Consider the following 20,124-nt stretch of genomic DNA (forward strand, 5'->3'; position numbering starts at 1 on the left):
AGGTCAGCTGCATCCGCTTCATCGGGGCCGTTTGGAGCGTTTGCTGGCTCGCCGGGCTTCACGCGCTGACGTGGCGCGCTGGATACGCCTGATGTCCTCACCGCTTGCCGCCGCGTCGTTCGGCTGCAATAAGCGGCGAAGACGAAACCGCTGAGATCGCCGGGATTCGGTCCTCATAGGATTGAGCCGCGTGGCAGTCCAGGGTCTCGCGAAAGAACAAAAACTTTCTCAGGGAGAAACGAAGCATGAGCCTGTCACGACGCGCGCTTCTGAGGGCCTCCGCGGCGTCAGCGGTTCTCGGTGGGTTCGGTGGTGTCAGCGCACCCCATGTGGTGCGCGCGGAGAGCGCCGCCGAGTTCAGCTACAAATACGCCAACAACCTGCCCGACTCGCATCCGATGAACGTCCGGGCCAAGGAGATGGCCGCGGCCATCAAGAGCGAGACCAACGGCAGGTTCGACCTGCAGATCTTCCCAAACAACCAGCTCGGTTCCGACACCGACATGCTGAGCCAGATCCGCTCCGGCGGTGTCGAGTTCTTCACGCTGTCCGGGCTCATCCTGTCGACCTTGGTGCCGGCAGCCTCGATCAATGGCATCGGCTTCGCGTTCCCGGACTACGACACGGTCTGGAAGGCCATGGACGGTGATCTCGGCGCCTATGTTCGCGGCCAGATCAACAAGGCCGGCCTGATGGTCATGGACAAGATCTGGGACAACGGCTTCCGCCAGACCACGTCGTCGACCAAGCCGATCAACGGGCCCGACGATTTCAAGGGCTTCAAGATCCGCGTGCCGGTGTCGCCGCTGTGGACCTCGATGTTCAAGGCGTTCGAGGCGGCGCCCGCCTCGATCAATTTCAGCGAGGTCTATTCGGCGCTACAGACCAAGGTCGTCGAGGGCCAGGAAAATCCGCTGGCGATCATCTCGACCGCCAAGCTCTACGAGGTGCAGAAATACTGCTCGCTGACCAACCATATGTGGGACGGGTTCTGGTTCCTGGCCAACCGCCGCGCCTGGGAAAGCCTGCCTGAGGACGTCCGGACGATCGTCGCCAAGAACATCAACGCTGCCGCGGTGAAGGAGCGCGAGGATACGGCCAAGCTGAATGCGGGGCTGCAGCAGGAGCTCGCATCCAAGGGGCTGATCTTCAATCAGCCGACAGTGGCGCCCTTCCGCGATAAGCTCCGCACCGCCGGCTTCTACGCCGAATGGAAAGGCAAGTATGGCGAGGAGGCCTGGGGCCTGCTCGAAAAGGCCGTCGGCAAGCTGTCGTAGCAGTTTCTCGTAGTTAGCCGCCCTCCTTGTCGCTCAGCCTTTTACCGCTCAGCCTTGGATCGATGCCATGGCGCAAGCCGAGTTCACCGAAATCGTGGTCAGCGAGGTGGTCGTCGAGGCCCCTCGCCGCCGGTCGCTGATCGGTTCGATCGAATTCGCGCTCGGCTTGCTCGTGGAGATCCCGGCGGCGCTCCTGGTCGTCGCCGAGATCGTGATCCTGTTTGCCGGCGTGGTGGCGCGCTACGCGCTGCATCAGCCATTGATCTGGTCGGACGAACTGGCGTCGATCCTGTTCCTGTGGCTCGCCATGCTGGGCGCCGTCGTCGCGTTCCGCCGCGGCGAGCACATGCGCATGACTGCGATGGTCGCGGTGGCCGGACCGCGGCTTTGGGCCTATCTCGACGTGGTGGCGACAGCCGCCGCGCTGGCGTTCCTGGTGCTGGTGGTGCGGCCGGCCTTTGACTACGCCGCGGAGGAAAGCTTCATCACGACGCCGGCGCTGCAGATCGCCAATGTCTGGCGCGCGGCAGCGCTGCCGGTCGGCATCGTCCTGATGACGCTGTTTGCGTTGCTGCGGCTGGTCCGCGCGGCCGATCGCAGGACCGTGCTGGCCGCGGTGGCGTCCGTGGCCGTCATCATCGTGCTGTTCTGGCTGGCGCAGCCCTGGCTGAAGCCGCTCGGCAATCTCAACCTGGTCATCTTCTTCGTCGGCGTGGTCGGCTTCTGCGTATTCGCCGGCGTTCCCATCGCCTTCGCGTTCGGGCTCGCGATCTTCGGCTATCTGGCGCTGACCACGCGCACGCCGTTGGTGGTGCTGGTCGGGCGGATGGACGAGGGCATGAGCCATCTGATCCTGCTCTCGGTGCCGCTGTTCGTGTTCCTCGGCCTATTGATCGAGATGACCGGCATGGCGCGCGCCATGGTCGCGTTCCTGGCGAGTCTGCTGGGCCACGTCCGGGGCGGCCTGCATTACGTGCTGGTCGGCGCGATGTACCTCGTCTCCGGCATTTCCGGCGCGAAGGCCGCCGACATGGCCGCCGTGGCGCCGGTGCTGTTTCCGGAGATGAAGGCGCGTGGCGCCCGTCCCGGCGATCTCGTCGCCCTGCTCGCAGCGACCGGCGCCCAGACCGAAACCATTCCGCCGAGCCTGGTGCTGATCACGATTGGCTCGGTCACCGGTGTCTCGATCGCCGCCCTGTTCACCGGCGGCCTGTTGCCGGGCGTCGTGCTGGCGGTGACGCTGTGCGCGCTGGTTCGCTGGCGCTACCGCCACGAGGACATGAGCGGCGTCCGGCGCGCCGCGGCGTCCGAGATCGGCCGGAGCTTCGTTGTCGCCCTACCCGCGCTGGCCCTGCCCTTCGTCATTCGTTTCGCCGTCGTCGAGGGCATAGCGACCGCCACCGAAGTCTCCACCATCGGCATCGTCTACGGCCTGATCATCGGGCTCCTGATCTACCGCCGGTTCGATTGGCGACGGCTCTTGCCGATGCTGGTCGAGACCGCGGCGCTCTCCGGCGCCATCCTGCTGATCATCGGCACCGCGACCGGCATGGCCTGGGGCCTGACGCAATCCGGCTTTTCGCGCTCGCTTGCAGCCGCGATGACCGGGCTGCCGGGCGGCGCTGCCGCCTTCATCGCGGTCTCGATCCTGGCCTTCACGATCCTCGGCAGCGTGTTGGAGGGCATTCCCGCGATCGTGCTGTTCGGGCCGCTGCTGTTTCCGATCGCGCGTGCCGTCGGCGTGCACGAGGTGCATTATGCCATGATCATCATCCTGGCGATGGGGATCGGCCTGTTCGCACCGCCGTTCGGAGTTGGATATTACGCGGCCTGCGCCATCGGCCGGGTTGACCCTGCGCAAGGCATGCGGCCGATCTGGGGCTATCTGCTGGCGCTCCTGATCGGACTTGCGGTGGTTGCAATTTTTCCCTGGATTTCGATCGGGTTCCTGTAGAATCCTCAAGTGAATGCTGGAGGACGAAGCCATGAGCGCGAACCAATACAATATCGGCTTGGACAAGACCCCGGCCAATTACGTCCCGCTGACCCCGCTGAGCTTCATCGCGCGCAGCGCGGCGGTCTATCCCGATCACATCAGTACCGTCTATGAGGGCCGCAGCTTCACCTGGGCCCAGACCTACGCGCGCTGCCGCCAGTTCGCGTCCTATCTCGCCGGCCGCGGCATCGGCGAGGGCGACACGGTGGCGGCGATGTTGCCGAACATTCCGGCCATGAACGAGCTGCACTTCGCCGTCCCGATGGCCGGTGCCGTGCTGAATACGCTGAACATCCGGCTCGATGCGCCGTCGATCGCGTTCCAGCTCGATCATGGCGGGGCCAAGATCATCCTGGTCGATCCCGAGTTTTCCGGCGTCATCTCCGACGCGCTCAAGCTGATGACCGGCGCGAAACCGTTCGTGATCGACGTCGACGACATCTCGTTCACGGGCGGCAGCCGGATCGGCGAGATCGAATATGAGGCCGCTCTGGCGCTCGGCGATCCCGCCTTCGAGCCGCGACGTCCGAAGGACGAATGGGACGCGATCGCGATGAGCTACACGTCCGGCACGACCGGCAATCCCAAGGGCGTCGTGACTCATCACCGCGGGGCCTATCTCAACGCCGTCAGCAACATCCTCGCCGGCAATCTCGGCCAGCATCCGGTCTATCTCTGGACGCTGCCGATGTTCCACTGCAACGGCTGGTGCTTCCCGTGGACGATGGCGGCGGCGGCCGGCGTCAATGTGTGCCTGCGCAAGGTCGAGCCGAGCAAGATCTTCGAGTTGATCCGCCTGCACGGCGTGACGCATATGTGCGGCGCGCCGATCGTCTACAATGTGCTGATCAACGCTCCCGACGCGCCAAAGGGCAAGCGGGAGAAGCCCGTCATCGGCCTAATTGCCGGCGCCGCGCCACCCGTCGCAGTGCTGGAGGGCGCCGAGGGCATCGGCATCAAGCTGACGCATGTTTATGGGTTGACCGAGGTCTATGGCCCCGCCTCGGTCTGTGCCGAGCAGCCCGGCTGGGACGAGCTTCCGCCGGCGGAGCGCGCGCAAATGAAGCGTCGGCAAGGCGTGCCCTACCCGCTCGAGGAAGCGGTCACCGTGCTCGATCCCCAAACCATGCGCGAGGTGCCGCGCGACGGCGAGACCATCGGCGAGGTCATGTTCCGCGGCAACATCGTGATGAAGGGCTATCTGAAAAACGAGAGGGCGACCAAGGAAGCCTTCGCCGGCGGCTGGTTTCACACCGGCGATCTCGGCGTGCTCGACGAGCACGGCTATGTCATCATCAAGGATCGCTCCAAGGACATCATCATCTCCGGCGGCGAGAACATCTCCTCCGTCGAGGTCGAAGACATCCTCTACAAACATCCGGCCGTGCTGTTCGCCGCAGTGGTCGCCAAGCCCGATCCGAAATGGGGCGAAGTGCCCTGTGCCTTCATCGAGCTGAAGGAGGGCGTGCAGGCGACCGAAGCCGAGATCATCGCCTATTGCCGCACCCACATGTCCGGCTTCAAGACGCCGAAGGTGGTCGTGTTCGGCCCGATCCCGAAGACGTCGACCGGCAAGATCCAGAAATATCTGCTCCGCAACGAGGTGCAGTCGGCGAAGGCAATCTCGGCGTAAGCGAAGTCGACAGGGGACGCTTGGCCAATGGCGGTGCTGCGCGCCTGCGCGCGCAACGATCACCCGCGCGCAACGCGCGGCACGGTGATATCGTCTTCACCGCTGCGATATTCCAGGATGTCTCCCGGCTGGCAGTCGAGGACCTCGCAGATCCGCGCCAGCGTGTCAAAACGCACGCCCTTGACCTTGGCGGATTTCAGCAGCGAGACGTTCTGCTCGGTGATGCCGATGCGCTCGGCGAGTTCCTTGGAACGCATCTTGCGGCGTGCCAGCATGACGTCGAGATTGACGATGATCGGCATGTCCGGGCCTCAAACAATGCTGGCATTCTCGTCGGCGATCCGGGTTGCTTCGGCCATCACCCAGGCCACTGCAAGCAGCACGCCGCCGACGATCAGCGCGATATAGTCGTTGATCGATAGCGCGATGCCGAGCTGGCGACTGCCCGGCGGATTGCTGATGGTGAAGGCGATCAGCAGCGCGGTCGACGATAGCGGGCCGAGCGCCGCCTGCAGTAACACCGCGGCAGCAAAATCGCGCAGGCGCCGCGCAGTCGCTGGCGTGAACACGCTTCCTTGCGCGAAATCCAAAAACAGCGCGCGGACCTGCCACATTCCGTAGAGCATCACGCCGATGGGAACAGCCATCACCGCTGCACCCGCAATGGCGCGCGCGGGCGTGATCTGCAGATTGGCGCCGATGCCGCCGAGACGCGCCAGCAGCAGGCTGCGCGTCAAATCCGGAAGGGCGAAAATCAGAATCGTGCCGGCCGACATCAGCAGGATGCCCAGCCCGGTAATCCGCGCCATGGCACGGGAAAAACGACGCAACCGATGGTTCTGGTCGGCAAGGTCAGTCATGGCGTAGCCCTCTTGACGAAAGAATAAATTATCGTATTTCAATAATTATTCATTGTCAAACGGAAGTGAGCGCATGCCGATCCGAGCCTTGCCCCGCCTTCTCCTGATCTTCGGCCTCGGCTGCAGCGCCACGGGCTGTAGCCATATGCCGGTAACCTCGATGGTGAAGCTCGCCCGGGTCGATTTTCAGACCAGCGATCCGGCGCAGCTGCGCGCGGCGGTCAAGCTGCCGATCTCGCTCCGCCCGCTGCCCGGCGGTGTCGTATTGCGGATTGTGGTCAGGCGCCGCGGCGCTGCCGAGGAGCAGCGCGAGTTCGTGCTGCGCGAACTGGCAGAGCCAGCGGCCCTGGCGCGGGAAGCGGAGGCCGCGACGCGCATCTACGCTTATCGTCTGGATGAGGCCGATGCCGCGAAGCTGCTCGCGTTCCGCGCCGAACTGATGGAACGGAAGAGCGCCGGTGGCGGCGGATCGGTCACGATCTCGATCGCACCGAAAGCCTGCAAGACGTTCGAGCTGCCGGAGGGGCCGATCTATGTGACCACCTATCTGAGGACAGCCGAAACCGTCGAGTATGTCACGCTGGCGCGTGACGTCGATCTGCGCTCATTGGCTTCCGATCATCCGATCGTGGACGTTCCACGCTGCCAAATCTGACACGCTACGCATTCGGCGCCTTCGGCGGATAATACTGCGGCGCCTCGCGACGGTTGTACATCCCGTAGTCCCTGGTGACCTCGACGATGCGGACATACTCCGTCGCTGGATTGGCCAGCAGCCTGGGGCTCAGTGCGAGCCCTGATGCCTCGTCCTCGAGTTCGACGAGGTGCGCGAAGCAGCCCTCGCGGTAGACGCTGGCGAAGCTCCCAACCGGCATATCCGTCGCGATGGGGAGCCGTGCACCGGACGTTTCCGTCACGAGCACATAAGTCGGCGGTCGCCGCTGCGGATCGTTATATGCCGTGCGGCGCTCCGGCTGCCAGACCGGCCGGTCGCGCCGCGCTTCATGGATCACCTGCGCGACACGTATCCGGTAGTCGGAGAAGACTTGGTCACGTCCGAGCGTCTGCACCTCGTGATGATGCCCATGCGCGCGCCAGGCGGTCAGGGCGCCCTCGTCCTGCCAGATCTGATAGGACAAGAGCAGATTGTCGCGCGACAGGCTCTTGAAGCGGTCGAGGAACAGGCAGCCGCCGAGCGCATCGAGCTCCGGCCTCAGCGATGCCGCGAGCTGCAGATATTGCTCGGTGCGGCCCGGCTTGATCTCGACCTCGAAGAACAAGGACATCATGGCAGCATCTCCGTGTTCTCAATGATCGGAGCTAACTCGTAGAGCGTGGGGTAGGCAAAGGCGCGGACGCGCCGTGCCCACCAATGGAGTGCACGATTGGAAACGGTGGGCACGCTTCGCTTTGCCCACCCTACAATCCTAACAACAGTCTAACCCAGCGTCAGCCGCATGCCATCATAGGCGGGGATCACACCGTCAGGCAGGCTTCGCCGCAGCACCTCGTAATCGAGATCGGAATGCATGTTGGTGATGACGGCGCGCTTCGGTTTGAAACGCTCGATCCAGGCCAGCGCATCGTTGACCGAGAAGTGGCTGGGATGCGCAGCATAGCGCAGGCCATCGAGGATCCAGAGATCGAGCTCCTCGAGCGCGCCCCAGCTCGCTTCCGGAATGTCGTTGAGGTCGGGCGTATAAGCGGCATTGCCGATCCGATAGCCGAGCGCCGGGATGTTGCCGTGCTGGACCAGGAAGGCGGATAGCTTGAGCTCGCCGCCCTTGCCTTCCACCGCCTGGGTCTCGCCGGCTTCGATCGCATGCTGGGTCAAGATCGGCGGATAGTCGCTGCCGGCCGGCGAGACGAAGCAGTAGGAGAACCGGTGCATGATATCCTTGGCCGTCGACTGGCTCAGATAGACCGGAATGCGCCGGCGCTGGTGCAGGACGACGGACCGCAGATCATCGATGCCATGGGTCTGGTCGGCATGCTCATGCGTGAGGAACACCGCGTCGATATGATCGACCTCGGCGTCGATCAGTTGCTCGCGCAGGTCCGGCGCGGTGTCGATCACGACACGGGTCGTGCCGTGCGCCGAGGTCCGCTCCGCCATCAGCGAGCAGCGGCGGCGGCGGTTCTTCGGATTTGACGGGTCACAGGCGCCCCATCCCAGCGCCGGGCGCGGCACGCCCGCCGAAGAGCCGCAGCCGAGGATGGTGAGCGTCAGCGTCATCGCGCAGCGTCCGGCCGTGGCACCTTGGAGAACAGCTTGAAGAACGTCTCGGTGGTCTGCCGCGAGATGTCTTCGAACGACACGCCGCGGGTGTCCGCCAGCACCTTGGCGGTCTCGACGACATAAGAGGGCTCGTTGCGCTTGCCGCGGAATTTGCTCGGCGCCAGATATGGCGCATCGGTCTCGACCAGGATGCGGTCGGCCGGCAGTTCGGCGGCGAGCGCGCGCAACGTTTCCGACTTCTTGAAGGTCAGGATGCCCGTGAACGAGATGTGCAGTCCGAGATCGATTGCCTTCATCGCCAGCTCGCGTCCGCCGGTGTAGCAATGCAGCACGGCGCGAAAAGGTCCCTTCGCGATCTCCTCCTCCAAGATGCGCCCGCACTGCTCGTCGGCCTCGCGGGTGTGGATCACGAGCGGCAGGCCCGTGGCGCGGGCCGCAGCGATATGAGCGCGGAAGCCGCGTTCCTGAGCGTCCTTCGAGCCATGCTCATAGAAATTGTCGAGCCCCGCCTCGCCCAACGCCACGACCTTTGGATGTCTGGTGAGGTCGATCAGCTCGTCGGCCGAGATGCCATCCTCCTCGTCGGCGCTATGAGGATGGGTACCGACCGAGCAGTAGACGTTCTCGTAGCGCTCGGCGATGGCGAGCAGGTCCGGGAGGCGCCGCACGCGCGTCGAGATTGTCACCATGCGTCCTACCCCGGCCGCGGCGGCGCGCGCAACGATGCCATCCAGATCCTCGGCGAAATCCGGAAAATCCAGATGGCAATGACTGTCGACCAACATCACGCGGCCGAAGGTTCGATGTAGCGCGGGAACACCGCTTGCGGGGCCGGCAGCTGGGTGCCGGGGGCGATCCGCACCTCGCCGCCGAGGCGGTCGAAGCTTCGCTCGTCATCTGGAATGCCGAGGCTGTCGAGCAGCTTCGCCGAGGCCGCCGGCATCACCGGTTGGGTCAGGATCGCGACCTGCCGGATCACTTCGGCCGTGACATAGAGCACGGTGCGTTGACGCGGCGGATCGGTCTTGGCCAGCGCCCACGGCGCTTCGCCCGCGAAATAGCGGTTGGCTTCGGCCACGACTGACCACACCGCGTTGAGCCATTGGTGGATCTGCTGGGTCGCCATCGCCTTGCGCGCGGCCCCGATCATGGCGTCGGCTTCAGCCAGGATCGCCTTGTCGTTGGCCGAAAACGCGCCGGGCTCCGGCAGCACGCCACCCAATTGCTTGGCGATCATCGACAGCGAGCGCTGCGCGAGGTTGCCGAGGTCATTGGCAAGATCGGCGTTGATGCGCGCCACGATCGCCTCATGATTGTAGTTGCCGTCCTGACCGAACGGGACTTCGCGCAGGAAGAAGTAGCGCAGCTGGTCCACGCCATATTGGTCCGCAAGCGTAAAGGGGTCGACGACATTGCCGATCGACTTCGACATCTTCTCGCCCCTGTTGAACAGGAAGCCATGCGCATAGACGCGCTTGGGCACCGGCACGCCGGCCGACATCAGGAAAGCGGGCCAGTACACCGCGTGGAAGCGGATGATGTCCTTGCCGATGACATGCACATCGGCCGGCCAGTACTTCCAGTTCGGATCGTTCTGGTCGGGGAAGCCGACTCCGGTGATATAGTTGGTCAGCGCATCCACCCAGACATACATCACGTGCTCATCGTCGTGAGGCACCCGCACGCCCCAATCGAAGGTGGTGCGCGAAATCGAAAGGTCTTTCAGACCGCCCCTGACGAAACTCGTGATCTCGTTGCGTCGGGCATCCGGGCCGATGAAATCGGGCTGACTCTCATAGAGCGCGAGCAGCTTGTCCTGATAGGCCGAGAGGCGGAAGAAATAGCTCTTCTCCTCGACCCACTCCACCGGCGTGCCCTGCGGGCCGCGACGGACATTGTCCACGCCGACGACAGTTTCGTCCTCCGCGTAATAGGCCTCGTCGCGCACCGAATACCAGCCCGCATAGGTGTCGGCGTAAATGTCGCCGTTCTGCTGCATCCGATTCCAGATCGACTGCACCGAACGATGATGCGCGGGCTCGGTGGTGCGGATGAAGCGGTCGAACGAGACGTTCAGCCGCTCGTCCATCTCGCGGAAGCGGCCGGCATTGCGGGTGGCAAGCTCGGCCGGCGAAAGCCCCTCGTTCTGCGCGGTCTGGACCATCTTCAGGCCGTGCTCGTCGGTGCCGGTCAGGAAGAACACGTCCTTGCCGTCGAGGCGCGCAAAGCGCGCGATGGCGTCGGTCGCGATCGCCTCATAGGCGTGACCGATATGCGGCTGACCATTGGGATAGGCGATCGCTGTCGTGATGTAGAAGGTGTTTCTCGCGGCATTATCTGCTTGCGCGGGCGTGGCGGCTGGCTGTGGCACCGAGTCTTGAGCAGCCGCAGGCTTGGGCTTGCGCGGCGCCTTGGGCTTGGCGGAGCGCGGTGGCTTCGTGGGCTCGATCGTCGTTCTGAGCTCAGCCGCCGGTAGCGCCGGTTTACCGGCAGTGCGCTTCTTCGAGGCAGGCGCCGGCGCGCCCTTCGTCGCTTTGGCGGCCTTGGGCGCCTTGGCGGATGGTTTGGCAACCTGCTTGACGGTCTTTTTCGCAACCGTCGTTTTTGGAGGCGCCTTCTTTGGAGGCGCCTTCTTCGAGGCCGTCTTGGACGCCTTCTTCACGCCGCGCTTGGCTGCCTTCGGCGTCGAGGTCTTTCTCGAAGTCGCCTTGGCCTTTGGGCCCTTCGGCGTGCTGGCCTTGGATTTGCCAGGCTTGGATTTGCCCACCTTGGCTTTGGCGCGCGATTTGGCGGCAGCCTTCTTCGAGCCCTTCTTGACAGTCTTCTTACTGGCCTTCGCCACGGCAAATTCCTCTTCGACGTCGGACGAATGATCTCGGGATGTGACTCGGCGCGGTTACCGCGTGGCTTCGGCGAGCATCCCGAACACCGAGAAAACCAGCGGTTTTCGCTCCAGATTATAGGATTCGGTGTCGCGCGCGGCGCGGACGATCTTTTCCCATACCTCGGCCAGCCGTGCAAGGCGGGGCAGATTGGCGTTGGGATCGGGGCCGCGCAACCGCTCGGCGACCCAACGCTCGATCGTGTCGATGAAGCTCGCAAGCGCCGCACGGTCATTGGTGCCGAGCGCGTCGCCGAGCGCATGCAGCTCGTTCGGATCGAGCCGCGGCAAGGTCGCAAGCAACGCGGCGGTGCGGGTCTGCAGCTGCATCGCGTCGCCGCCGAGAAGGGTAAGCGCGCGCGAGACGCTTCCCTCGGACGCCTCTGCGGCCTCTCTGAGCGCTGGATCGGCCGGATCGATCCCGGCGGCCGCCGCGGCGGCACGGATCACATCTTCCGTCGCAAGCGGACGCAAGCTCAGCCGGCGGCAGCGCGATTTGATGGTGGCAAGCACCCGCGCCGGGGCGTGGCTGACGAGCAGAAACAGCGAGCGTTGCGGCGGTTCTTCGAGGATCTTCAACAGCGCATTGGCGGCATTGGGGTTGAGCTCGTCGACGGTGTCGACAATGCACACCCGCCAGCCCTCGACCGCCGCGGTCGAGCCGAAGAAGCTGATCGTCTCGCGCGTCTCGTCGACGGTGATGACGGTGCGCATCACGCCCTTCTCGTTGGCCGACCGCTCCAGCGAGAGCAGGCCTCCGTGGGCGCCGGAGGCGATGTGGCGCGCGGTCTGATCGTCGGGATCCACGAACAGCGTGTCGGCCGCGCGCACCAGCGGCGCGCTCGGATCACGATGGGTCAGGACGAAGCGGGCCATCCGATAGGCCAGCGTTGCCTTGCCGATGCCCGGCGCCCCGCCGAGCAGCCAGGCATGGGCCATGCGGCCGCTGCGATAGGTCGACAGCAGCGCGGCTTCCGCCTCGCGATGCCCGAAGAGCACGCTGGTTTCCCGCGGATGGCGGATTGCGATCTCGGCTTCAACCTTGCGCGCGCTCATAGCTGTCCCACCGCCGCGGGTGTGAAGAAATGCACACGAATCGTGTCCCAGACAGCATCAGCGACCCGGTCCGGATCGGCCGTGGCGTCGATCAGCACGCACCGTTCGGGATCCTCGGCCGCGATCTTGCGATAGGCCTCGCGCAGGCCGTGGTGGAACTTGATGTCTTCGCTTTCGAACCGGTCGGCAATACCGCTGCCGCGCCGCGCCGCCGCCCGCTGCATGCCGACCTCGACCGGCACATCGAGGATAATGGTCAGGTCCGGCTTCAGATCGCCGATGGTTACGCGCTGCATGGCGTTGAGGACATCGGGCGCAACCTTACCGAGGCTGCCTTGATAGGCGCGGGTCGAATCGAAGAAGCGGTCGCAGAGCACCCAGCGGCCCTGGTCGAGCGCCGGCAGGATGACGTTGCGAACATGATCGTCGCGGGCGGCCGCAAACAGCAGCGTCTCCGCTTCGGCGCCCAGCAGCTTGCCCATCCCCGACAGGACGAGATGCCGCATGATCTCCGCGCCAGTCGACCCGCCGGGTTCGCGGGTGGTGACATGACGCACGCCCGCAGCCTCAAGACGTTTGGCCAACATCTTGATCTGGGTCGATTTTCCGGCTCCCTCGCCGCCCTCGAAGGTGACGAATCTGCCGCGGCCGGGACCGCGTTGCACACCTGCTTCAGCCATTTCTACAGCTTCTCGACGCCAGCGCGGAACAGGCCGATCACCAGCTCGCTGGCGCCGTCGATTGCGCGCCGCATCGTCGATCCCCTGGCGATCGGTTCGGCGGCATAGATCGGGGTCTCCACGGCGATATTGGGGCCGCGCCAGATCCTGACAACCCCGATTCGCTGCCCCTGCTCGATCGGCGCACGCACCGGTCCACTATAGGCGATGCGGGCGATCAGCTTGTCGGTGCCGTTCTTCTGGACCATCACCTTGACCGGCTCGGGGCTGGACAATTTGACGGAACGGCTCTCTCCCCCAAAGACCCTGGCATAGCCGATCGGCTGATCGGCCGCGAACAAGGTCCGGGTCTCGAAATTGCGAAAGCCCCATTCGAGCATCTTCTTGGCTTCGCTGGCGCGATCCTCGGAATCCTCGAGCCCGTTGACGACGACGATCAGCCGGGTGCCGTTCTGCACCGCGGAGCCGACCATGCCGTAGCCACCCTCCTTGGTGTAGCCGGTCTTCAGCCCATCCGCGCCTTCCATCGCATTCAGCAGCGGATTGCGGTTCAGCTGGCGGATCTTGTTCCAGGTGAATTCCTTCTCGCCAAAGAGCTTATAGAACTCCGGATAGTCCAGGATGATGTGGCGCGCGAGCATCGCGAGCTCGCGCACGGTCATCTTGTTGCCGGGGTCCGGCAGCCCGTTGGAATTGGCGAAAGTCGATTTGGCCAGGCCGAGTTCGCGGGCGCGCTTGGTCATGAAGTCGGCGGCGAAGATCTTCTCGTTGCCTGCCATGCCTTCGGCGAGCGCAATGCAGGCATCGTTGCCGCTCTGGATGATGGCGCCGTGCAGGAGGTCGTCGACCGAGACCTTGCTGTTGATGGCGGCGAACATGGTCGAGGTGCCCGAGGGCGCCCCGCCCTTGCGCCAAGCGTTCTCGCTGATTCGATATTCGTCCGTCAGCTTGACCGTGCCCTCCTGAACCGCGTGGAATGCCACTTCGGCGGTCATCAGCTTCATCATGCTGGAGGGCGCGCGAAGCTCGTCGGCATTCTTCTCGAACAGCACGCTGCCGCTGCTGGCTTCGATCAGGATCGCGGTCGGCGCATCCCCCTCGAAGCCGCCCTCGTCCTTGCGTGCGCCCTGCACGCTCTGGTTGGCGGCGTGGAGCACGCCGCTCCAGGCGATGATCAGAGCAAGCGCGAGAGCGGGCAGCGCGCCCAGGGAGCGCCCGGAGGTCGAGACGGATCGGCGGAACGGTAAGATTTTCAATGCCATCGGCAGGGCCCCGGAGCGAGCGGGTTGTAACAGCTGGCCCGGACGCAAACAACATCGCCCGTCGTCCTCCGCCGCAACGGCAGGTGCTCAGAAATTCCAACAGCAGAACAGGAGCAGTACAAGCGCGAGCAGGATGCTGGAAATAGTTCCATCGCGGCTGAACTTTTTCCCACGATACTGCGACTCACTCTCACTGGGGATATTTCAGGGCCCAGTATTCGCCGCAGCGTTGCCTGAGAACATACTCCTCACGGCAACGCTGTTGCATTTTGAGAATTCAACCTTAAATATACATCACCGGTCGGCACCTCTTGGCCCTGAAAACCTGGTACGCCGACCTCGAAAACCCCGCGTCCAGCCCCGCGGGGTTTTCTTTTGCCGTGCTGCCGCAGTCGGCCGGCATGCCGCGAGCATGGCTCGCGCTCCATCCGCCCTGCCTGAGGCGTGTTCGTCGCGTCAATAGAGGCCGCGGCCGCTGAGGATGTCGCGCGCTTCCTGCGCCCCGTCGTCGGGAGCGTAAGCGGAGGCTGGGCTGGTGCGTGTCGCATAGCCGCCGTCTTGGTCGTAAGCCACCGCCCGCGGATTCTCCAGCGGTCGGCCCCGGGAGCGACTCGATGCAGACAGCTCCGAACTGCCGCCGACCGACGCGGCGTCTGCGGCGGTGTTGCCGAGCGTGTACGGCCGCTCCTCCGGCATCGGGACGTCGCCGCGCAACCCATGTCCCCGGGCCGGCATCTCCGGCACGAACGGCCGCGCCGAAGCCACGCGGACCAGCGACGGTGCCGGAGCCGGCGTGCCGGTGCGCAAGGTCGCCATCAGCTGGAGGTCGTCGGAGCCTTCAAGCGGCGCGCGGCCGACATATTCGACGCGGACCCGCGCAACGCCCCTGCTCTTGAATTCCAGGAGTTCGGCGGCCTTGTTGGAGACGTCGATCAGGCGGTTCTCGTGATAGGGGCCGCGATCGTTGACCCGCACGATCAGCGACTTGCCGTTGGAAAGATTGGTGATGCGGGCATAGCACGGCATCGGCAGCGTCGGATGGGCCGCCGTCAGCGACCCCATGTCGAACACCTCGCCATTGGCGGTGAGTCGGCCATGGAAGTCGTCGCCATACCAGGACGCAAGGCCCTCGGCCCGATAGTTCACATCCTCTTCCGGCACATAAACGCGCCCTGCCACGGTGTAGGGCTTGCCGACGCGGTAGACGCCACCGCCCTTGGGCACGGGCTCGCCGAATGCCACCACGCGCGGGCTCGACGACACGCCGTATTTCGGATCTAGGCGGCTTGCAAACTTGTTGGAGGACGCACAGTTCGCGACCATAAGGCACGCCGCGACCGCAACGGTTGCTCGCACCGCCCTCTCGACCGGATCTGTCCGCCGAAACTCCATCGACCCCAATAACCGTTCGCCGGCTGGCCGCCGATGGCGGCAATGCCGGACTTCTTCCCCGAGTCGCATCCCACTACGACTGAATGCGTAAGGATAACGCAACCTGAACACGGCGGAAATGGGGTGGGCTTAGCATGGTTAACCAGGGCTTACCTTCGGTGCGTTGGCCCGGAAACGGCGCGGCCGCGGCACGGTTTGGCCATGTCCCGTGTTTCCAGTGCTTCCATTATGTCACATCTGTTGCCGTGAATCCTCAGTCGGGGGGCTTCTCAGTTTTCGGGACTGAATCCTTTTGACTGTGCGGGGCCCTGCGTCGTTTGGTTCTCGCGGGGCTCAGAAGGACCTCTTACGATGATCGAAGCAATCACAGCAGTCATGGGTTTGGTCGGCGCCGGCATTTTCCTCGCCCATGCGTTCGAAGGCGTCCGTTCGCGGGCCTGACGTTCCGGCCGGTTCGCCGGCACTCCCGTTCCTCCTTTGGCATGATCTGGAATCACATGCTCGGTTGGAATGACATCCTTGGAATGACTTGAAGCTTCCCTTTTTGCGACGTGGCTTTCCGAAATTTTGATCAGTTCGGGTGAGCATCAAACGCGAGAGGTGATCCATGCGAGATCAAGATATCGTTTCGGGCGGATTTCTCGCCCTGACGGCCGTAAGCTTCGCGATCCTGTGCTCGAGCCTGATCGCGTTTGCATTCGCCTGAGCCGGAGTTCGGTCACCTCGCGAGACCGTGCCCCGGGAATAGGCCGGACCTAAGGCGTGTGACTTCTTCACCAGATCAGTCTGTCATTCGCCGGGGCGAAGCCCGGGACAGCGATAGACAAACGTCCCCTCACCTTCCGTGATTCCGACCAGCCAAGCTCCCCCTTATCTGCAAGCCCGGATGCAGAGCCGTTGGGAATAGCTGATAAGGGCTGCGAAGCATTTGGCTCAATCCTTCTGACTGTACGATCCGAACGCTGCGTCACACGGACGGGCGTACAGTTTTGTCGTCTGATTGTGTTCAATCGACTCCATGGAAACGGATTGAAACGAACGAATCCTCTTTCCAGGCTGTGCACGCTGTGAGGAATTGTAGCCTGGCGTTCGATCGGCACGCATCGGTTCCGCTGCTATTAGCGCGCTGTCGAACGATTTGTTAGCGAACGATTCGAATGGGCCGATGCTGTCTCCTCGTAACAGTTAGTTACACAAGGTCGGCTGCCTTCTCTCAGCAACCTACGCGCGACAAGTTGATCGGCTCATGGGCCTCCATGCTTGGCGCCGGGAGCATCAAGGGGTACGTTGAGGCCCGCTGAGGGGAGCGCCGCTCGTGGGATTGCACAAGTCCTTCCACCTCGTTCTGATCAAACCGTCACATTACGACGATGATGGTTACGTCATCCGATGGTGGCGCGGTGGTCTGCCCTCGAACTCGTTGGCCTGTCTCTATGGTATCGCGCTCGATTGTCGCGAGCGCCGGGTCCTCGGCGCCGATGTCGACATCAGCATCGAGGCCATAGACGAAACGAACCGGCGCATACGGGTCGATGATCTCATCCGCTCGATCACGGCGGCGGATGCCGGCATGGTGATGCTGGTCGGCGTCCAATCCAACCAGTTTCCACGATCGGTGGATCTCGCAAAACTATTCCGCCGCCGCGGTATCGCGGTTGCCGTCGGCGGCTTTCACGTGTCCGGCACGCTTGCAATGTTGCCGGAGCAAGATTCCGGTGTGCAGCAGATGCTGGACCTTGGCGTGTCGGTATTCGCCGGCGAGGCCGAAGGTCGCCTAGACCTCATTTTGAGGGATGCCGCTGCCGGCCGATTGCAGCCCCTGTACAACTTCCTCGACGACTTGCCTGATCTGGAAGATCGACCGCTGCCGATCATCCCCCGCCAGCAAATCGCGCGGGTGATCGGGCACACGACGAGCTTCGACGCGGGACGTGGCTGTCCGTTTCAATGCTCGTTCTGCACCATCATCAACGTGCAGGGCCGCAAGTCGCGACGCCGGAGCGCTGATGACATCGAGGCGTTGATCCGCGCCAACGTCGCGCAGGGCATCTACGCCTTCTTCATCACCGACGATAATTTTGCCCGCAACCGGGATTGGGAGGCCCTGCTCGACCGCATCATCGAACTTCGTGAGAAGGAGCGCTGGGACCTCCGCTTCACGATCCAGGTCGATACGCTTTGCCACAAGCTGCCGCGCTTCATCGAGAAATGCGCGCGCGCCGGCGTCAGGCGTTGTTTCATCGGCCTGGAAAACATCAATCCTGACAGTCTGGCCGGAGCCAAGAAGCGTCAGAACAAGATCACCGATTATCGCGAGATGATGCTGGCCTGGAAGCGGGCCAAGATCATCACAGTCGGCGGCTACATCCTCGGCTTCCCGAACGACACCCCCGCTTCGATCGTCCGCGACGTCAAGATCATCCAGCAGGAGCTGCCGATCGACATGCTCGAGTTCTTCCTGCTTACGCCGCTGCCCGGTTCGGAAGACCACAAGACGCTTCATTCGCAACGCGTCGCGATGGATCCGGATCTCAATAAATACGATCTGGATCACGTCACGGTCGCACACCCCACGATGTCAAAGGCCGAATGGGAACGCGCCTATGAACTGGCCTGGACGACTTATTACAGCTGGGACCACATCGAGACGCTGATGCGACGTGCGGCGGCGACCGGTAACAACATCAGCCGGATCCTGAACTACGCTCTGTATTTCAAAGGCTATCACCCGATCGAGCATGTGCATCCGCTCGAAGGAGGCGTGCTGCGGCTCAAGGGCCGGAATGAGCGCCGTCCCCATCTGGCGGTCGAACCCGTCTGGTCGTTCTATCCGCGCTATGTGGCCGAGACGGCGGTCAAGGCCGTCCGCTGGGCGACGCTCGCGAGCCGGCTTCGCCGGCTGGCGCACAAGGTCAAGACGGACCCTCGCCGGCTCGACTACATGGACCAGGCACTGATGCCGGTGGTCGACGACACCGAGAACCTCGAATTGTTCAAGACCCGATCAAGCCAGGCGTTTCTCGATCAGCGGCGGCACGTCGAGCAAGCGCAGAAGCCGAAAGCGCAAGCGCCGTCGGCTTGACGGCACCTTTGCTCGATCATGCGAACGTCGCGATAAAGCGCAGCGGCAGGGATCAGATTCCCTTAATTCGCACGCGGGGATCGAAGGTGACCCGCATTGTTCATGTCGGACGTACGATCCGCCCCGATCGACGGTCGGCTATTTTCCCAAGGCCGAATTGAGTGTTGCCAGCAGCACGCGTGCAGCAGCGATGTCCTTCAGCTGCAGGTTGGCGGACAGAGCTTCCATCCACTTGGCCTGCTCCTTCATCAGCTTTCGGTACGAAGCAGAGCCCTGCGATGTGGGGGCGAGCAGCTTGGCGCGGGCGTGCCTCGGATTGGGGCTGTATGCTGCGAGCCCGTCCCGCACCATCTCATCGGCCAAACGTTGAACGCCCTGGCGTGTTTGAGAAAGGCGCCGGGCGACATCGGCCACGGTCGCGGGCTCTTGAATGATGACGCCCATGACCTGCCACCGCGCAGCAGTCAGGCCGAAGGGAGCGCTCAGCCGGTTGCCAGCTTCGATCAGGCGGCTGGCAGTTTGCAAGACGTCCCAAACGAGACGGCTCAATTCTTCACTTTGAGGGCTGTGCACGGCGGTCTCCCGAATTGTCGATCGAATATTGACAGCATATTGTCAAATGGTAAATTGACAATATGCTGTCAATCTGAGGATCGTCATGACCCCGTCTGAACTTGTCAAAGGCCTTTATGAGGACTGTCTCAATCCGCGCGTGCTCGACCGACTGCCGGATTATCTGGCGGACGGCTTCGTCGGTTCCAATGGCGAACTGGGACCGCAAGGATTCCGGCAAACCGTCGAACGCATGGTTACGGCCTTTCCCGACCTGCAATTCGAAATCCAGGATTTGTTCGCGGACGGCGACAAGGCTTGCGTTCGCTGGCGCTTCGAGGCGGCGCATCTGGGTCCACTGTCCGGCATCGCCCCGACCGGGAAGACCGCGGTTCAACAAGGGATTGCCATCTACCAAGCATGCGACGGAAAACTCGCGCGAGCGTGGCTGCAGGTCGATCGCCTGGGCGTCCTGCAGCAGATCGGGGCGGTGTAGATTGGAGCGGCTAAGAGCCGTGCGAGATAGCGATGAGAACTACAAGATCGTTGTAACTATCTGATATCGGGCCAGATATCGCATTTCGCACGGGAATCGGCAGTCTTGGGCGGGCGCCATTCCCGTTTGCGCATAGGCTCCGCCATGTTGGCAACACTCCGCCAATTGCTGGAGTCAACCAGTGTGGTCTTAGTTTGAGCTTCAGGCCAAAGGTTGCGCCATCGGGAGAGTGCAGACGTCGCGGCACAAGATCGTCGGTCCGCCGCTTGTTTATGGCACCCGTCAACTGACGAGAACATGCCGCCATGGCCTGAACCGAGGTCGTAGCAACATCCGATCATGCGGCATCAATGGGAGAAAACTCATGAAGACCTATGAAATACGCACCTACACGCTGAAATCCGCCGAGGCTGCTACGGCCTACCGTGAGATCTGGACCAAGCATATCGAGAGCCTGAAAGCGTTCGGAATCGTCACGCATGGCGTGTTTACCGTTGCGAGCGATCCAGCGAAAGTCGTCGCGCTCGTCAACTATCCCGAAGGCGTCGATCCCAAGGTGGCTACGGATCGTTATATGGCCAGTGAAATGTTCAAGGCGGACATGGCGGGTTTCGACTTCGCCTGGTTCTGCTCGGTGGAGGCGACATTGCTCATCCCCGAGACATTCTCTCCTCTCCAGTAACGGGAGACCGAAACGGCCAGCGTAACCGGCGAAACG

Annotated in this window: 19 protein-coding genes; 8 read left to right on the forward strand and 11 right to left on the reverse strand. The window is 63.3% G+C overall.

Going from position 1 to position 20,124, the window contains the following annotated elements:
• The first annotated feature begins 245 nt into the window (after positions 1–245).
• From QX071_RS17770 to QX071_RS17780, 3 genes are all read left to right on the forward strand, one after another.
• The gene (locus tag QX071_RS17770) at positions 246–1,277 is read left to right on the forward strand and encodes a TRAP transporter substrate-binding protein (RefSeq protein ID WP_315703924.1); all 1,032 of its coding nucleotides are present in this window, start codon (positions 246–248) and stop codon (positions 1,275–1,277) included.
• Positions 1,278–1,344: 67 nt separating this feature from the next.
• A complete protein-coding gene (locus QX071_RS17775; protein ID WP_315703925.1) occupies positions 1,345–3,231 on the forward strand; it encodes a TRAP transporter large permease subunit in 1,887 nt (628 codons plus the stop codon).
• 31 nt (positions 3,232–3,262) lie between these two features.
• The gene (locus QX071_RS17780) at positions 3,263–4,906 is read left to right on the forward strand and encodes an acyl-CoA synthetase (protein WP_315703926.1); all 1,644 of its coding nucleotides are present in this window, start codon (positions 3,263–3,265) and stop codon (positions 4,904–4,906) included.
• Positions 4,907–4,965: 59 nt separating this feature from the next.
• On the opposite strand, the gene QX071_RS17785 is transcribed toward QX071_RS17780, so the two are convergent.
• Together QX071_RS17785 and QX071_RS17790 are read right to left on the reverse strand one after the other, a co-directional pair.
• Entirely contained in the window at positions 4,966–5,208 is a 243-nt protein-coding gene (locus QX071_RS17785; protein ID WP_315703927.1) for a helix-turn-helix transcriptional regulator, read from the reverse strand.
• 9 nt (positions 5,209–5,217) lie between these two features.
• Positions 5,218–5,766, reverse strand: coding sequence for a DUF2975 domain-containing protein (locus QX071_RS17790; RefSeq protein ID WP_315703928.1), 549 nt, complete (start codon positions 5,764–5,766; stop codon positions 5,218–5,220).
• 73 nt (positions 5,767–5,839) lie between these two features.
• Between QX071_RS17790 and QX071_RS17795 the strand changes: the two genes are divergently transcribed.
• Positions 5,840–6,421 carry a hypothetical protein gene (locus tag QX071_RS17795; protein ID WP_315703929.1) on the forward strand — a complete coding sequence of 194 codons (582 nt, stop codon included), beginning with the start codon at positions 5,840–5,842 and terminating at the stop codon, positions 6,419–6,421.
• Positions 6,422–6,425: 4 nt separating this feature from the next.
• Here QX071_RS17795 and QX071_RS17800 read toward each other — a convergent pair whose 3' ends face one another.
• The 4 genes from QX071_RS17800 to metG form a co-directional block, all read right to left on the reverse strand.
• Positions 6,426–7,055, reverse strand: coding sequence for an antibiotic biosynthesis monooxygenase family protein (locus tag QX071_RS17800; RefSeq protein WP_315703930.1), 630 nt, complete (start codon positions 7,053–7,055; stop codon positions 6,426–6,428).
• A gap of 149 nt (positions 7,056–7,204) precedes the next feature.
• Entirely contained in the window at positions 7,205–8,002 is a 798-nt protein-coding gene (locus QX071_RS17805) for an MBL fold metallo-hydrolase (RefSeq protein ID WP_315703931.1), read from the reverse strand.
• A complete protein-coding gene (locus tag QX071_RS17810; RefSeq protein WP_315703932.1) occupies positions 7,999–8,790 on the reverse strand; it encodes a TatD family hydrolase in 792 nt (263 codons plus the stop codon). The genes QX071_RS17805 and QX071_RS17810 overlap by 4 nt, the downstream gene beginning before the upstream one ends.
• Entirely contained in the window at positions 8,790–10,376 is a 1,587-nt protein-coding gene (metG, locus tag QX071_RS17815) for a methionine--tRNA ligase (protein WP_315703933.1), read from the reverse strand. The genes QX071_RS17810 and metG overlap by 1 nt, the downstream gene beginning before the upstream one ends.
• Before the next feature lie 67 nt (positions 10,377–10,443).
• Here metG and QX071_RS17820 point away from each other — a divergent pair, with 67 nt between their 5' ends.
• The gene (locus QX071_RS17820; RefSeq protein WP_315703934.1) at positions 10,444–10,878 is read left to right on the forward strand and encodes a hypothetical protein; all 435 of its coding nucleotides are present in this window, start codon (positions 10,444–10,446) and stop codon (positions 10,876–10,878) included.
• A 23-nt stretch (positions 10,879–10,901) separates the two neighbouring features.
• Here the strand turns inward: QX071_RS17820 and QX071_RS17825 are convergent, their stop codons facing one another.
• The 4 genes from QX071_RS17825 to QX071_RS17840 form a co-directional block, all read right to left on the reverse strand.
• Positions 10,902–11,942, reverse strand: coding sequence for a DNA polymerase III subunit delta' (locus tag QX071_RS17825; RefSeq protein ID WP_315703935.1), 1,041 nt, complete (start codon positions 11,940–11,942; stop codon positions 10,902–10,904).
• Entirely contained in the window at positions 11,939–12,622 is a 684-nt protein-coding gene (tmk, locus tag QX071_RS17830) for a dTMP kinase (protein WP_315703936.1), read from the reverse strand. The genes QX071_RS17825 and tmk overlap by 4 nt, the downstream gene beginning before the upstream one ends.
• Positions 12,623–12,624: 2 nt before the next feature.
• Entirely contained in the window at positions 12,625–13,779 is a 1,155-nt protein-coding gene (locus tag QX071_RS17835; protein WP_409977500.1) for a D-alanyl-D-alanine carboxypeptidase family protein, read from the reverse strand.
• Between the two features lie 561 nt (positions 13,780–14,340).
• A complete protein-coding gene (locus tag QX071_RS17840; RefSeq protein WP_315703938.1) occupies positions 14,341–15,276 on the reverse strand; it encodes a septal ring lytic transglycosylase RlpA family protein in 936 nt (311 codons plus the stop codon).
• Positions 15,277–16,591: 1,315 nt separating this feature from the next.
• Here QX071_RS17840 and QX071_RS17845 point away from each other — a divergent pair.
• Positions 16,592–18,358, forward strand: a complete 1,767-nt coding sequence (locus tag QX071_RS17845; RefSeq protein ID WP_315703939.1) for a B12-binding domain-containing radical SAM protein — start codon at positions 16,592–16,594, stop codon at positions 18,356–18,358.
• Positions 18,359–18,496: 138 nt separating this feature from the next.
• Here QX071_RS17845 and QX071_RS17850 read toward each other — a convergent pair whose 3' ends face one another.
• Positions 18,497–18,931, reverse strand: coding sequence for a MarR family winged helix-turn-helix transcriptional regulator (locus QX071_RS17850; RefSeq protein ID WP_315703940.1), 435 nt, complete (start codon positions 18,929–18,931; stop codon positions 18,497–18,499).
• 85 nt (positions 18,932–19,016) lie between these two features.
• Here QX071_RS17850 and QX071_RS17855 point away from each other — a divergent pair, with 85 nt between their 5' ends.
• Both QX071_RS17855 and QX071_RS17860 read left to right on the forward strand, forming a co-directional pair.
• Positions 19,017–19,406, forward strand: a complete 390-nt coding sequence (locus QX071_RS17855; protein ID WP_315703941.1) for an ester cyclase — start codon at positions 19,017–19,019, stop codon at positions 19,404–19,406.
• A 364-nt stretch (positions 19,407–19,770) separates the two neighbouring features.
• The gene (locus QX071_RS17860; protein ID WP_315703942.1) at positions 19,771–20,088 is read left to right on the forward strand and encodes an NIPSNAP family protein; all 318 of its coding nucleotides are present in this window, start codon (positions 19,771–19,773) and stop codon (positions 20,086–20,088) included.
• Positions 20,089–20,124: the final 36 nt, after the last annotated feature.

Source organism: Bradyrhizobium sp. SZCCHNS1022, assembly GCF_032484835.1.
GTDB lineage: Bacteria > Pseudomonadota > Alphaproteobacteria > Rhizobiales > Xanthobacteraceae > Bradyrhizobium.